General features: G+C 74.8%; 11 protein-coding genes and 1 riboswitch. Of the genes, 5 read left to right on the forward strand and 6 right to left on the reverse strand.

Features of this window, described 5'->3' with window-relative positions:
* Positions 1 to 11 precede the first annotated feature (11 nt).
* The 3 genes from ACIBPB_RS29775 to ACIBPB_RS29785 all read right to left on the reverse strand — a co-directional run bounded on the left by ACIBPB_RS29775 (position 12) and on the right by ACIBPB_RS29785 (position 3,555).
* Positions 12 to 473, reverse strand: coding sequence for a YbaB/EbfC family nucleoid-associated protein (locus ACIBPB_RS29775; RefSeq protein ID WP_396842760.1), 462 nt, complete (start codon positions 471 to 473; stop codon positions 12 to 14).
* 233 nt (positions 474 to 706) lie between these two features.
* Entirely contained in the window at positions 707 to 1,363 is a 657-nt protein-coding gene (locus ACIBPB_RS29780) for a transglycosylase family protein (RefSeq protein WP_396842761.1), read from the reverse strand.
* Positions 1,360 to 1,533, reverse strand: a riboswitch (cyclic di-AMP (ydaO/yuaA leader). (Overlaps the previous gene by 4 nt.)
* Before the next feature lie 186 nt (positions 1,534 to 1,719).
* Entirely contained in the window at positions 1,720 to 3,555 is a 1,836-nt protein-coding gene (locus ACIBPB_RS29785) for a glycoside hydrolase family 3 protein (protein ID WP_396842762.1), read from the reverse strand.
* Between the two features lie 168 nt (positions 3,556 to 3,723).
* Here ACIBPB_RS29785 and ACIBPB_RS29790 point away from each other — a divergent pair, with 168 nt between their 5' ends.
* From ACIBPB_RS29790 to ACIBPB_RS29800, 3 genes are all read left to right on the forward strand, one after another.
* Positions 3,724 to 5,292, forward strand: coding sequence for an LLM class flavin-dependent oxidoreductase (locus ACIBPB_RS29790; RefSeq protein WP_396842763.1), 1,569 nt, complete (start codon positions 3,724 to 3,726; stop codon positions 5,290 to 5,292).
* A gap of 90 nt (positions 5,293 to 5,382) precedes the next feature.
* Complete coding sequence (locus tag ACIBPB_RS29795) at positions 5,383 to 6,078, forward strand: winged helix-turn-helix transcriptional regulator (RefSeq protein ID WP_396842764.1); 696 nt, start codon at positions 5,383 to 5,385, stop codon at positions 6,076 to 6,078.
* The gene (locus ACIBPB_RS29800; RefSeq protein ID WP_396842765.1) at positions 6,075 to 6,773 is read left to right on the forward strand and encodes an SDR family oxidoreductase; all 699 of its coding nucleotides are present in this window, start codon (positions 6,075 to 6,077) and stop codon (positions 6,771 to 6,773) included. The genes ACIBPB_RS29795 and ACIBPB_RS29800 overlap by 4 nt, the downstream gene beginning before the upstream one ends.
* Before the next feature lie 70 nt (positions 6,774 to 6,843).
* Here ACIBPB_RS29800 and ACIBPB_RS29805 read toward each other — a convergent pair whose 3' ends face one another.
* Complete coding sequence (locus ACIBPB_RS29805; protein ID WP_396842766.1) at positions 6,844 to 9,537, reverse strand: AAA family ATPase; 2,694 nt, start codon at positions 9,535 to 9,537, stop codon at positions 6,844 to 6,846.
* Positions 9,538 to 9,647: 110 nt separating this feature from the next.
* On the opposite strand from ACIBPB_RS29805, the gene ACIBPB_RS29810 reads away from it, so the two are divergent.
* Both ACIBPB_RS29810 and ACIBPB_RS29815 read left to right on the forward strand, forming a co-directional pair.
* A complete protein-coding gene (locus tag ACIBPB_RS29810) occupies positions 9,648 to 9,995 on the forward strand; it encodes a nuclear transport factor 2 family protein (protein ID WP_357325243.1) in 348 nt (115 codons plus the stop codon).
* Between the two features lie 19 nt (positions 9,996 to 10,014).
* Entirely contained in the window at positions 10,015 to 11,397 is a 1,383-nt protein-coding gene (locus ACIBPB_RS29815; protein ID WP_396842767.1) for an MFS transporter, read from the forward strand.
* Positions 11,398 to 11,535: 138 nt separating this feature from the next.
* On the opposite strand, the gene htpG is transcribed toward ACIBPB_RS29815, so the two are convergent.
* On the reverse strand, positions 11,536 to 13,368 hold the full coding sequence (htpG, locus tag ACIBPB_RS29820) for a molecular chaperone HtpG (protein ID WP_396842827.1): 1,833 nt from the start codon (positions 13,366 to 13,368) through the stop codon (positions 11,536 to 11,538).
* A gap of 144 nt (positions 13,369 to 13,512) precedes the next feature.
* Positions 13,513 to 14,724 carry a DUF6236 family protein gene (locus ACIBPB_RS29825; RefSeq protein ID WP_396842768.1) on the reverse strand — a complete coding sequence of 404 codons (1,212 nt, stop codon included), beginning with the start codon at positions 14,722 to 14,724 and terminating at the stop codon, positions 13,513 to 13,515.
* Positions 14,725 to 14,727: the final 3 nt, after the last annotated feature.

Raw genomic sequence — 14,727 nt, forward strand, 5'->3', positions numbered from 1 at the left:
CACGTCGGGGATCAGGCCGGGCGGCGGGTGCGCGTCTGCCGACCCGGGTCGCGGTTGAGCCGGGCCGCCGCGCCCTCCATCGCCCGGCCGAACAGCTCCATCCGCCGCGCCGAGCGCTCGGGCGGGTCGCCGAGCCGCGCGGCGAGGGCGTCCACGTCGGCCTGGGCGGAGGCGGCGACCCGGGCGTCGAGCCCGGCGAGCGCGGCGTTGACCGCGGCCACGACGTGCCGGCAGACGGTCTCCCACCCCTCGTCGGCCAGCGCCGGATCGACCGTCACCGACTCCAACCGGCCACCCTGGACGGCCACCGCCCGGACCCGGCCGCCGGCCGCGGCGCCCTCCGCGCGCAGCAGTTCCGCCGGGTCGCCGTCGGCGTGCTCGACGGCCCGCGAGCGCATCGCGGACAGCGTCTGCTGGGTCCGGGTGAGCAACTCGTCCAGGCTCGCGGCCGCGGAGAACGGGTCGTTGGTCATAACCGCGCTTTCTTCACGTCTTTCCGGAGCACCGTGACGATAGCAACCAGCACCGACACCACGGCGGCACGCACCGCCGCGAGCCGTACGCCGGCACCCGATCAGCCCGGACCCGGCCGGCACCGGCGTGTCGCGCCGGCCGCCGGGGAGCCGAACGCCCGGCCGGAGACCCGGCCGGGCGTTCGTGGGGGGAGCGGTGGGCCGATCCGGTGGCCCGGCGGCCGCCGGCCGGGTCAGCGCAGGCGCAGCCGCTGGCCCGGGAAGATCAGGCCGGGGTCGGTGCCGACCACGTCCCGGTTGCGGGCGTAGAGGGCGTGCCACCCGCCGGCGACGTCCTTCGCCTCGGCGATCTCGGAGAGGGTGTCGCCGGGGCGCACCAGGTAGCCGCCGGTGGCGCCGGTGCTCGGCGCGGTGCGCCGGTGGCTGCGGGTGGCCGGCTGGTCCCCACGCGCGGACTTCTTGCCGGTGGCCTTCTTCGGCGACCGGGTCGAGCCCGAGTCCTTGGCGGCGTAGTGCTTCGTCGAGCCGCCCTTCTTGCCGCAGACCGGCCAGGCGCCGATGCCCTGCCCGCGGAGCACCTTCTCGGCGACGGCGATCTGCTCGCCGCGGCTGGCCAGGTCGGCGCGACTGGCGTACTTCTGCCCGCCGTAGCCGTTCCAGGTGCCCCGGGAGAACTGGAGCCCGCCGTAGTAGCCGTTGCCGGTGTTGATGTGCCAGTTGCCGCCGGACTCGCACTGTGCGATGGCGTCCCAGTTCACGCTGGACGCGCTGGCCGGCGCGGCGGGCCCGAGCAGGGCCGCGGCGCCGGTGGCCGCGCCGGCGACGAGCGCGCCGACGGCGATCCGGCGGGCGCCGGCGCGACGATGACGGGCGAGATGTTCAGTTGCCATGGTTTCCTCCACGCCGACGAGGTGAGCTGTCGGGTTCGGGCCGAGGAGCCCGGCCGCCGGTGGGCGGCTTCACCCCGAGGTGTCGAGCACCGAGGAACGTGTGGGTCCCCCGCTCCCGCCTGAGGTCCAGGTACCACCGGGCCGGCGGCGGGATTAGGCGTTGCCGGCCCGTGGTGTCCGCGATCGCGAACGGATACGACGTTAGGAATGGTTTCGGACGATCGCCCACTTCTTGTGAAGTTCTTCACCCGGCCGAGCGACGGGCGGACGCCCCGGGTTGCGGGCGGGGCCGACGTGCCCTACAACGCGACGCCATCACCCACAGTGACCGTCCACGTCGGCCCGCGCGCGTCCCGTCAGTACGTCAGGCCGAATCCCTGCGGGAAGAGCGGGACCTGCCCGTCGCCGGCGTTGATCGGCTGCTGGCTGACCGAGTTCATCCAGGTCATCGGCAGTTTCCCGGTCGGTGCGTACCCGCCGAAGAGGACATCGGCAACGCCGGCGCCCTCGGTGCCGGGCAGCCACGCGGCCAGCAGCGTGTCCCACCTGGGCAGTTCGGCGGCGATGTCCAGCGGCCGGCCGGAGACCAGCACCACGATCACCGGCACGCCGGCGTTGCGCAGCGTGGCGATGGTGCGCAGGTCGTCGCGGTCCAGGCTCATGCCGCTGGTCCGGTCGCCCTGCCCCTCGGCGTACGGCGTCTCCCCGACCACCGCGATCGCGGCCCGGTAGGTGCGGTCGATGCCGGTGCCCCGCTGGTTGTAGGTGACCGTCGTGGTCGGACCCACGGCGGAGCGGATGCCCTGCAGGATGCTGGTGCCGGGGGTGACCGGGCCCGACGAGCCCTGCCAGGAGATGGTCCAGCCACCGCTGGCGTTGCCGATGTTGTCGGCGCTCTTGCCGGCCACGAAGATCTTGTTGTTGTCCCGGGCCAGCGGCAGCACGCCACCGGCGTTCTTCAGCAGCACCTGGGACTGGCGTACCGCCTGCCGGGCCAGTGCCCGGTGCGTCGCGCTGCCCACGGTCGGGGTCCAGCTCCGGTCGGTGTACGGCCGCTCGAAGAGCCCCAGCTCGAACTTCTTGGTGAGGATGCGCCGGTTGGCGTCGTCGATCCGGCTCATCGGCACGTGCCCGTTCTGCACCTCGGCGCGCAGCGTGCTCAGGAACGTCTTCCAGGCCGTGGGCACCATCACCATGTCGATGCCCGCGTTGATCGCGGCGCTGACCTCGGCCGCGGTGAATCCGGCGGCGCCGTCGATCTGGTCGATGCCGTTCCAGTCCGAGACGACGAAGCCGGAGAAGCCGAGCTCTCCCTTGAGGACGGTGCTGATCAGGTACTGGTTGCCGTGCAGCTTCACCCCGTTCCAGCTGCTGTAGGAGATCATCACCGAGCCCACGCCGCGCTGCACGGCGGCCTGGAACGGCGGCAGGTGGATGGCCCGCAGGTCGGCCTCGCTGAGCACGGTGTCACCCTGGTCGTCGCCGCCGGTGGTGCCGCCGTCGCCGACGTAGTGCTTGGCGGTGGCGAGCACCGAGGTCGGCCCGCCGAGGTTGACGCCCTGCAGGCCGGTGACCAGTGTGGACAGGCTCGACGGCAGGTCCGGGGTCTCGCCGAACGACTCGTACGTGCGGCCCCACCGATCGTTGCGGGCGACGCAGAGGCAGGGGGCGAAGTCCCAGTCCACCCCGGTGCCGGCGATCTCCTCGGCGACGGCCTGGCCGATCTGCTGCACCAGGGCGGGGTCGCGGGTGGCCCCGAGCCCGATGTTGTGCGGGAAGATGGTCGCGCCGTACACGTTGTTGTGGCCGTGCACGGCGTCCACCCCGTAGATCATCGGGATGCCCAGCGGCGTGGCGAGCGCGCCCCGCTGGAAGCCGTCGTACATGTCGGCCCACGCCGTGGCGGTGTTCGGGGTGGGCGCCGAGCCGCCGCCGGAGAGGATCGAGCCGAGTCGGTAGGTGGTGAGGTCGGCGGCGGTGACCGAGCCGCGTTCGGCCTGGGTCATCTGGCCGATCTTCTCGTCGAGCGTCATCCGGGACAGCAGGTCGGCGACGCGGGTGGCGACGGGCAGCGACGGGTCCTGGTACGGCAGGGCGGCGGCGCCGGCCGGCACCGGCCCGGCCAACGCGGTGACCGCGCACAGGAACAGGGCGAGGGCGAGCGGGCGGGCGCGGTGGCGGTGACGGATCACGGGTCGCTCCTTCCGGAGGAACACTGGGCCGTTCACCGGCAGCCTATGCCGGCAGCCATTCACTGTGAACGATCCGTTTGGGTTCCGGAACCGGCGGACGGACCGGCGCCCCGGCGGACTACCGTGAGCGGGGTTGGCACAAGATCGGCACGAGGCGGCGGGACGGACATGACCGACCACGGACACGAACTGCACTTCGGCGGCTTCCTCACCCCCGGGGCCGGGCGGCCGGAGCAGGTGGTGGCGCTGGCCAAGCTCTGCGAGCAGAGCGGGCTGGACCTGGTCACCTTCCAGGACCACCCCTACCAGCCGGGCTTCCTGGACACCTGGACGCTGATCTCGTTCGTGGCCGCCGCGACCAGCCGGGTCCGGCTGGCCGGCAACGTGCTGAACCTGCCGCTGCGCCAGCCGGTGGTGCTGGCCCGCAGCGTGGCCAGCCTGGATCTGCTCACCGACGGCCGGATCGAGCTGGGGCTGGGCGCCGGGGCGTTCTGGGAGGCGATCGAGGCAGCCGGCGGCCGGCGGCTCAGCCCGGGGCAGGCGGTGGCCGCCCTGGACGAGGCGATCCGGGTGATCCGCGAGGTGTGGGACACCGAGCGGCGCGGCATGGTCCGGGTCGAGGGTGAGCACTACCGGGTGGTCGGCGCGAAGCGCGGCCCCGCCCCGGCGCACCCGGTGCAGATCTGGGTCGGCGCGTACAAGCCCCGGATGCTGCGGCTGGTCGGGCGGGCCGCGGACGGCTGGTTGCCGTCGCTGTCGTACCTGCCGAAGGGGCCGGCGGAGTTGCCGGGCCTCAACGCGCTCATCGACGAGGGCGCCGAGGCCGCCGGGCGGGAGCCGGCGGCGGTACGCCGGCTGCTCAACGTCAACGGCAGCTTCGCCCGCTCGTCGACGGGTTTTCTGGCCGGACCGCCCGAGCAGTGGGTCGACGAGCTGGCCGGGCTCGCGCTGGAGCACGGCATCGCCACGTTCATCCTCGGCAGCGACGACCCCCGTGCGATCCAGCTGTTCGGCCAGGAGGTGGCGCCCGCCGTGCGCGAGCTGGTCGGTGCCGAGCGGGCCGCGCCGGGCGACCGCGCCGAGGCGGTGACCCAGGAGCGGGCGGCCGTCGCGGCCGGGGAGACGACCGCGCTGGCGGTCACCCCCACCCCCGATCCGGGGGTACGGCTGAGCGCGCGGCGGCTCTGGGACGAGAGCGCCCGCCCGGCGGCCCCGCCGGCGCCGGCCGGCCAGCGCTACACGGTGCGCGGGCAGGCGGCCGGCCAGCATCTGGTGGACGTGCACGACCACCTGCGGCAGGAGCTGGGTCAGGTGCGTGACCTGCTGGAACAGGTGCGGCGCGGGGCGGTCTCGGCGGGTGCGGCCCGGGCCGCGCTGAACGAGATGACCATGCGACAGAACAACTGGACGCTCGGGGCGTACTGCGCCGCGTACTGCACGGTGGTGACCCAGCACCACGGCCTCGAGGACAACTCGATCTTCCCGCACCTGCGCCGCGCGGACGCCGGGCTGGGCCCGGTGCTGGACCGGCTGACCGAGGAGCACGTGGTGATCCACGAGGTGGTGGAGGGGGTGGACCGGGCCCTGGTGGAGTTGATCCACCACCCGGGTGACTTCACCGCGCTGCAGGAGGCGGTGGACCTGCTCACCGACACCCTGCTGTCGCACCTGTCGTACGAGGAACGGGAGATCGTCGAGCCGCTCGCCCGGTACGGCTTCTTCGCGGGCCAGCTCTGAGCCGCGGGTCTCCCCCGCCGCTATTCCCCTCTCCCGGTGTGAGGTAGCTGGCTTTGGTTTTCCTAAGTCAGCTCGGGTAGCGTCGCCGGCATGACGGACCTGCTCGCCCGGCGTGACACCTGGACCACCGCCAACTGCTCGATCGCGGCGGCGCTGGACGTGGTCGGCAACCGGACCACGCTGCTGCTGCTGCGGGAGGCGTCGCTGGGCACCCGGCGCTTCGACGACTTCGCCCACCGGGCCGGGGTCAGCGAGCCGGTGGCCGCCGCCCGGCTCAAGCAGCTCGTCGCCGACGGGCTGCTCGAACGGCGGCCCTACCGCCAGCCGGGCCAGCGCACCCGCGACGAGTACCTGCTCACCCCGAAGGGCCGGGACCTGCTTCCGGTGCTCGCCGCGCTGCGGCAGTGGGGCGACACGTACGCCGTCGACGAGCCGTCGATCCGGATCGCCCACCGCGACTGCGGCGCTCCCGTGCAGGTGCGGTTGCGCTGCGACGCCGGACACGACGTACCGGCCGACGAGGTGGCCGTGCTGCCCGGACCCGGCCTGCTGCCGGCCACCCCGCCGGCCCGGCCCGCGAGCCCGGACCGGCCCGCGAGCCCGGACCGGCCGGGGAGTCCTGACCGGCCGGCGAGCCCCTCACCGGCCGGCGAGCCCGGACCGGCCCCCGGCGGCGCTGAGCGGCGCTCCGGACACCGAATGAAGGCCAGGCCCGCCCGCGCACCGGGCCCGGCCGCCGTCGACCTGCCCCACCCATCCCTGCCACACCCTCAGGAGCAGACATGAAGATCGCAGGACGCACCGCCCTGGTCACCGGGGCCAACCGGGGCTTCGGCCGGCACCTGGCCGCCGAACTGCTGGCCCGCGGCGCCACCGTCTACGCCGGCGCCCGCAACCCCGACACCGTGGACCTGCCCGGGGTCACCCCGGTCCGGCTGGACATCACCGACCCCGCGTCGGTGGCGGCCGCCGCCGAGCTGGCCGGCGACGTCACCCTGCTGGTGAACAACGCCGGCTCGGGCACCGGCGCGGACCTGCTCGACGCCGACCCGGCCAAGGTCCGCCTGGAGATGGAGACCCACTACTTCGGCACCCTGGAGATGGTCCGGGCGTTCGCCCCGCGGATCGCGGCCAACGGCGGCGGCACCGTGCTGAACGTGCTCTCCGCGCTGTCCTGGTTCGCCCTGCCCGACGTCGGGGCGTACAGCGCCGCGAAGTCGGCCGAGTGGGCGCTGACCAACGCGCTGCGCGCGCAGCTCGCCGGGCGCGGGGTGCGGGTCGCCGGCCTGCACGTCGGCTACATGGACACCGACATGACGGCCGGGCTCGACGTGCCGAAGTCCGACCCGGCGGAGATCGCCCGGATCGCGGTCGACGGCATCGAGTCCGACCGGTACGAGATCGTCGCCGACGACACCGCCCGCCGGGTCCTCGCCGGCCTCTCCGGCGGCGTCGCCGCCCTCTACCCCGACCTGCCCTGACCGACGCGAGGAAGGGGCCCTTCGCCACGCCCGGCGTGGCGGACGGGCCCCTTCGTCCCGCACCGCCCGGTCAGGGGGCGTTCAGGTCCAGCTCGGCCAGTTCGGCGCGGGACACCACGCCGAGCTTCGGGTACGCCTTGTACAGGTGGTAGCCGACCGTCCGGGCGGACAGGAACAGCCGCGTCGCGATGTCCTTGTTGGACAGCCCGGCGGCCGCGAGTGAGACGATCCGCAGCTCCTGCGGGGTGAGCCGGGCGGCCGGGCCACCCGCGGGCCGGGGCGCCGGGGTGCCGGCGGCGCCCAGCTCGGTGCGGGCCCGCGCCGCCCACGGCGCCGCGCCCAGCTTGTCGAAGGTGTCCCGCGCGGCGGCCAGGTACGGGCGGGCCTCCGAACGGCGGCGGCCGCGGCGCAGCCACTCGCCGTACAACAGCGCGGTGCGGGCCTCGTCGAACGGCCGGTTCAGCCGGCGGTACGCGGCCAGCGCCGCCGCGTACGACTCCCCCGCCGTCTCGTCCGGGTCGAGCAGCGCCTGGCAGCGCAGCACCACCGCGTCGATCCACGGCTGCCGGGCGTGCGCGGCCCAGCGCCGGTACTGCGCGAACGCCTCGGCCGCCGCGTCCGGCCGGCCGGCCCGCACCGCGGCCTCGACCAGGTCCGGGGTGCTGCGGGTGGCCGAGACGTGGAACCGGGACCGCCCTTCCGCCAGCGGCGCCAGCCAGGTCAGCGCCGACTCGGCGCGGCCGTGTCCGAGGTCCAGCAGGCCGAGCGCGGCGTACACCCAGGGCACCTGCCAGGCCGGGTCGCCGCCCGCGACGCCGGCTAGCGCCTCGTCGGTGATCCGCCGGCACCCGTCCTCGTCCCCGGCGATCGCGGCCAGGTACGCCAGCGGCTCGCCGAGCCGGTCGATCCACTGCCGCTGGTCGGTGTCGCGGGCGATCGCCAGGGCCTCCTCCGCCGCGGCGGCCGCCTCGGCCTGCCGGCCCGCGAACTGCCAGCCGCACGCCAGGTAGAACAGCGCCTGCGGGAGCCAGCCCACGCGGCCCTGCCGGCGCGCCAGCTCCACCTGTTCCTCGGCCAGCTCGACGGTGACCGCCTCCTGGCCGAGGATCAGCCCGAGCCCGGCCACCAGGATCGCGGCGCCCGGCTCGCTCTCGGCGGCCCGGGCCGCCCCGATCATCGCACCGGGCGCCGCCCAGTCGACAGCGTCGTCGCCGTCCACCCCGCCGACGACCGGGGTCACCGCGTGGATGAGGAGCCGGGCCAGCGGGGTCAGCGGGTCGTCGGGGAGCAGCACGGAGCGCAACCGCGCCACCGACTCCGACAGCTCCCGCTCCCCCGCGTACCAGCCGACGTGCAGCGCCTCCACCAGCAGACTCAGCGCCAGGTGCCGGTCGGCGGCGGCGACCTGGGCGGCACCGCGCAGCAGCCGGGCGTGCGCCGACGGCAGCGCGCCGCGCCAGAAGTCCGCCGCGGCGCGCACCGCGGTCAGCCGGGCCGCCAGCACCGGATCGGCGGTGCCGGGACGCTCGGCCCGGGCGGCGAGCGCGTCGGAGCGGTCCAGGTCGCCCGCCTCGGCCGCCGCCTCGGCGGCGAGCGTGAGCCGGCGCAGCTGGGCGCCGGGCTCGGCGGAGAGCTGGGCGGCCCGCTCGTACGCGGCGGCCGCGGCGGCGTGCCCGCTGCGCTCACCGGCCCACGCCGCGGTGCGTTCCAGCTCGGCGGCGACCCCCTCGTCGGCCCCGGTGGTCGCCGACGCCAGGTGCCAGGCGCGCCGGTCGGCGTCACCCGGCCGGTCCAGGGCGGCGGCCAGCGCGTCGTGTACGGCGAGGCGCCGGCCGGGCGGCGTGCCGTGCCACACGGCGGCCCGGACCAGGGGGTGCCGGAACGACACGGTGTCATGCGCGGTCACCAGCCCGGCCCGGACCGCGGCGTCCAGCTCGGCGCTGCCGGCGCCCAGCTTGCCGGCGGCGGGCAGCAGCACCCCGAGGTCGCCGGTGTCGTCGGCGGCGAGCACCTCCAGCACGGTGCGGACGGCATCCGGCAGCGTCCGCACCCGGGTGTGGAACGCCTCGCGCAACCGGTCGGGCAGCGCACCACCGGCCGGTCCGGCCGTCGCCGGCAACTCGATCAGCGCCAGCGGGTTGCCGACCGCCTCGGCCAGCACCCGGAACCGCGCGCCGGCGTCCAGGTCGGCCGCGCGCTCGGCGAGCAGCGCCGCCGCGGCGGACGGGTCCAGCCCGCGCAGCGGAAGCTCCGGCACGCCGGGCGCCGGAAAGCCGTCCGGGCGGGCGGCGAAGAGCACGCCGACCGGCTCGGCGCCGAGCCGCCGCGCCGCGAACAGCAGGGCGTCGGCGGAGGCCCGGTCCAGCCACTGGGCGTCGTCCACGACGGCCAGCACCGGGCCGGTGTCGGCCAGCTCGGAGAGGAGCGACAGCACCGCGAGGCCGACCAGGAACCGGTCCGCCCCGCCGGCCACGGCCAGCCCCAACGCGCCGCGCAACGCCTCGGCCTGCACCGCCGGTACGGCGTCGAGCCGGTCGAGCACCGGATGCAGCAGCAGGTGCAGGCCGGCGAAGGGCAGCTCGGCCTCCGACTCCACGCCGGCGCCGCGCAGCACGCGCAGGCCGGCGGTGTCGGCGTGCTCGAGCAGCGCGGTCTTGCCGATGCCCGGCTCGCCGCGCAGCACCAGGGCGCCGCTGCCGCCGGAGCGCACGGTGTCCAGCAGCGCGCCCACCGCCGCCAGCTCGGCGTCCCGCCCGTACAGCATGGCCGAGACGTTACCGACCTCCACCGACGGAAGTACTGATGCGTGACGGATTCCGCGCCCGCCCCCGCTGCATAGCGTTTCCCGCATCGGCAACGAGATGGAGGAACGCCATGAAGGTCATTCACCGGTACCTGGAGTGCTGGAACGAGACGGACCCGGCCGCGCGGCGGGCGCTGATCGACGAGGTCTGGGCCGAGCAGGGCCGGTACACCGACCCGCTGGCGGTCGCCGAGGGCCGCGACGCGATCGACGCGACCATCGCCGCCGTCCAGGGGCAGTTCCCCGGGCTGCGGTTCGATCTCGGCCCGGTGGACGCGCACCACGACATCGCCCGCTTCACCTGGACCCTCGGCGCGCCCGGTGCCGAGCCGCTGGTCGTCGGCTTCGACGTCGCGGTGCTCACCGGGGACGGCCGGATCGCCGCGGTGCACGGCTTCCTCGACAAGATCCCCGCCTGAGCACCTGGAGGCACGAGCCATGAGCACCGTCACCGCGCCGGCGGTCACGCCGCCGCGGGCCGAGACCGGCTGGGGCGCCCTGCTGGTCCTGCTGACCGGCACGTTCGTCACGCTGCTGGACTTCTTCATCGTCAACGTGGCGATCCCGTCCATCCAGGTGGACCTGCGGGCCGGGCCGTCGGCCGTGCAGTGGGTGGTCGCCGGTTTCGGGCTGGCGCTGGCCGCGGGCCTGATCACCGGTGGCCGGCTGGGTGACCTGTACGGCCGGCGCCGGCTGTACGCGTCGGGCCTCGGCCTGTTCACGCTCGCCTCGGCGGCGTGCGGGCTGGCGCCCAGCGCGGCGGTGCTGGTCGGCGGCCGGGTCCTGCAGGGTGCCGCCGCGGCGCTGCTGATGCCGCAGGTGCTGGCCATCATCAACACCGTCTACACCGGCGCCCGGCGGGTCCGCGCGTTCAGCGCCTACGGGGTGGCGGTCGGGCTGGGCGCGGTGTTCGGGCAGCTCGTCGGCGGGCTGCTGATCCGCGCGGACCTCGCCGGCCTGGGCTGGCGCAGCATCTTCCTGATCAACGTGCCGGTCGGCCTGGCGGCGATGGCGGCCAGCCGGCGCCTGGTGCCCGAGTCACGGTCGGCGACCGGCGCCGGCCTGGATCTGGTCGGCACGGTCCTGGTCACGGTCGGCCTGGTCGCCATCGTGTACCCGCTGGTGGCCGCCGCGCCGGCCGGCTGGTGCCTGGCGGCGCTGCCGCCGCTCGCCGCGTTCGCCTGGCACCAGCGCCGGCTGGCGGCGCGGGGCGGCGCGCCGCTGGTGCACCCGCACCTGTTCGCCGCCCGCTCGTACACGGTGGGGGTGCTGGTCAGCCTCGCCTTCCAGCTCACCATGGCGTCGTTCTTCCTGGTGCTGGCGGTGTACCTGCAGGACGGGCGCGGCCTGTCGGCGCTCGCGTCCGGGCTGCTCTTCGCGCCGCTCGGCCTCGGGTACCTGGTCACGTCGGTGCTGTCCGGGCGGATCGCCGCCCGGCTGGGCCGCCAGACACTCACCGTCGGCACGCTGGTGGTCGCCGCCGGGTACGGCCTGCTGGCGCTCGCCGCGCAGGAGCCGACCGGCTGGCTGGTGCCGGGGCTGACGGTGGCCGGTGCGGGGATGGGCTTCGTGGTGGCGCCGCTGCCGTCGATCGTGCTGGCCGGCGTGGCGGCCCGGCACGCGGCGGCCGCCTCCGGGGTGCTGTCCACGGCGCAGCAGGCCGGCAACGCGGTGGGCGTGGCCCTGATCGGCAGCGTGTTCTATCACGCGCTCCGGACCGGCCCCTTCCCGCACGCGTTCGCGCTGAGCCTCGGGGTCCTGGTGGCGCTGAGCGTCGCGGTGGCGGTCCTCGTCCAGTGGCTGCCCCGGCGCGGCGCCTGACCCGCGACGGACCCGACCCGACGGCCGAGCCGACCCGGCGCCTGACCCGACGGCCGGGCCGACCCGGCGCCTGACCCGACGGCCGAGCCGGCCCGGCGAGACGCCGGGCCGGCTCCGAGTCGCCGCGAGCCGGCGGAGCTACAGGCTGCGGGCGAGCCGGTCGGCGAGGATCCGGGTGAACCGGGCCGGATCGGCCAGCTCCCCGCCCTCGGCGAGCAGCGCCATGCCGTACAGCAGCTCGGCGGTCTCGGTCAGCGCGGTGCTGTCGGCGCCCTGCTCGTGGGCCTTGCGCAGCCCGGTGACCAGCGGGTGGGTCGGGTTGAGCTCCAGGATCCGCTTGACCCGGGGCACCTCCTGCCCCATCGCCCGGTACATCTTCTCCAGCGTCGGGGTCATGTCGTGCGCGTCGCCGACCACGCAGGCCGGCGAGGTGGTGAGCCGGGTGGAGAGCCGGACCTCCTTGACGCTGTCGGCCAGCGCGCCGCTCATCCAGCCGAGCAGGTCGGCGTACTCCTGCCGCTCGGCCTCGGCCTTCTCCTTCTCCTCCTCGGTCTCCAGGTCGACCTGGCCCTTGGCGACCGAACGCAGGGTCTTCCCGTCGTACGCGCCGACCCGCTCGACCCAGACCTCGTCGACCGGGTCGGTGAGGATCAGCACCTCGTAGCCCTTGGCGCGGAACGCCTCCAGGTGCGGGGAGTTCTCGATGGTGGCCCGGTTCTCCCCGGTGGCGTAGTAGATCTCGGTCTGGCCGTCCTTCATCCGCCCGACGTAGTCGCGCAGCGTGGTCAGCTCGGCCGGATCGTGGGTGGACGCCGCCCGGACCAGGTCGAGCAGCGCCTCGGTGTTGTCCGGGTCCTCCAGCAGACCCTCCTTCACCGCCGCGCCGAACTCGGTCCAGAAGGTGCGGTACGACTCGGCGGGGAGGTCCTTGAGGGTGGCGAGCACCTTCTTGACCAGCCGGCGGCGCACCGCGCGGATCTGCCGGTCCTGCTGGAGGATCTCCCGGGAGATGTTCAGCGACAGGTCGTGCGCGTCCACCACGCCCTTGACGAAGCGCAGGTAGTTGGGCATCAGCGCGTCGCAGTCGTCCATGATGAACACGCGCTTGACGTAGAGCTGCACGCCGCGGCGGCCCTGCGGGGCGAACAGGTCGAGCGGGGCGTGCGAGGGCAGGAAGAGCAACGCCTCGTACTCGAAGGTGCCCTCGCCGCGCATGTGGATGGTCTCGAGCGGGTCGGCCCAGTCGTGTGCGACGTGCCGGTAGAACTCCTTGTACTCGGCCTCGTCGACCTCGTCCCGGGAGCGGGCCCAGAGCGCCTTCATCGAGTTGAGCGTCTGCTCCTCGCGGGTGGTCGCGCCGTCCTCGCCCGGCTTGTCGACGGTCATCCGGATCGGCCAGGCGATGAAGTCCGAGTAGCGCTTGACGATCTCCCGGATGGTCCACTCGGCGGTGTAGTCGTGCAGGTTGTCCTCGGTGTCGACGGGCTTGAGGTGCAGGGTGACCGAGGTGCCCTGCGGCGCGTCGTCGACGGCCTCGACCGAGTAGGTCCCCTCGCCGGCGGACTCCCACCGGGTGCCACCGGCCTGCCCGGCCCGCCGGGTGAGCAGGGTGACCCGGTCGGCCACCATGAACGTCGCGTAGAAGCCGACGCCGAACTGGCCGATCAGCTCCTGGGAGGCCGCCGCGTCCTTGGCCTCGCGCAGCCTGGCCAGCAGCTCCGCGGTGCCGGACTTGGCGATCGTGCCGATCAGGCCGACCACCTCGTCGCGGGACATGCCGATGCCGTTGTCCCGCACGGTGAGCGTGCGGGCCTCCTTGTCGACCTCGATCTCGATGTGCAGGTCGGCGGTGTCGACCTGGAGGTCCTTGTCCACCAGCGACTCCAGGCGCAGCTTGTCCAGCGCGTCGGAGGCGTTCGAGATCAGTTCGCGCAGGAAGACGTCCTTGTTCGAGTAGATCGAGTGCACCATCAGCTGGAGCAGCTGACGGGCCTCGGCCTGAAACTCCAACGTCTCGACGCGGTCGCTCACACCGGCTCCTTCCACTTCGCGGGCTTCCGGCATGAAGGATACGAGGCGTGACCGTGGCGGCACCGACCGCCCGGTCCCGATCGCCTACCGCTGTCCGGTCGCCCGACGGTAGGCCGCCCGGACGGCCGCGACGGCGTCGCCCGCCCCGAGTTCCCGGCGCAGCCCCAGCAGATAGCCGGTCGGGTGGTTCCGGCGGACCTGGTCACGGCCGCCCAGCATGCCCGCGGTGGCGCCGAGGACCCCGACCGCCACCGCCCCCGAGCCGGTCATCACCGGCGGCAGCTCCAGCGCGCCGCCGAGCAGGGCGAGCGCCGCGGGCGGGACCAGCGTCTGGGTGGTGAGCAGCGCCCGGGCCGGCTCGAAGCCGAGCTTGGTCAGCTGCCTGCGGGTGGCGTCGAGCCGGTCGCCGATCTCGCGTTCGACCATCGTCTCGAGGTGGGCGGCCCGGACCGCCGGATCCGGCACCGTGGCCAGGTCGGCCAGGACGGGCGCCAGCGAGTCCAGGTAGGCACGGTAGGCGAGCAGCTCCGGGTGCAGGTGCCGCCGGGCCTCGACGATCCGTCGGACCGGGACGTCGGCCAGCCCGCCGGGCACCGCGACGGAGAGCGCCAGGACCGCGAACGCCTGGGCCGGTTCGGGGTGGGCCGGCGAGGCCGGCACGGCGTCCGCCAGCAGGGCGGCGGCCATCGACTCGATGGTCCAGCCGCCGCTGGTCGCCAGGGTCACCGGCCGGTCGGTGACGGTCGCCATCCGGTTGGCCCGGGCCACCGTGTCGGCGAGCACCGCGAGGTAGAGGGTGCCGAGGTCGCGGTGCAGCGCCAGATCGCCGGTGCGCACCCGGCGGCCGTCGGGGAGCAGCCGATCGAGCCGGCACAGCAGGCCCTCGTCGGCGAGCCGGTCCGCCAGCCGCCAGGACATCTTGTCCGGGTGCACCGCGGTGAGGCGGGGATCGCGTGGCACCTGTCCGCCCCGGCCGGGCCGGTTGTCGAGCATCGGGTCGATGCCGAGCCGCTGGACGCCGTACCGGGGACGCAGCTCGGCCAGGTGCCGGTCGAGGAAGCCGTAGAACAGCTCGTCGACCGGCGCCAGCGAGCCGTGCCGGTCCCCCGGCCAGATCGGCACGTCCACGATGCAGTCGAGCGCCGCCCGCAGTTCGAGGACGGTGGCGGAGTCCGGCGGCGCCGGCAGGCTGTACGGCAGCAGCCGGGCGATCTTCGGCCAGTAGAGGACGGCGCCCTTGAGCCACGCCTCGTCCTGGAACCGCACGTACGGGTGGTAGAGGGCGATGTCGCTCACCGG

The organism is Micromonospora sp. NPDC049836, from assembly GCF_044465125.1.
Lineage (GTDB): Bacteria > Actinomycetota > Actinomycetes > Mycobacteriales > Micromonosporaceae > Micromonospora.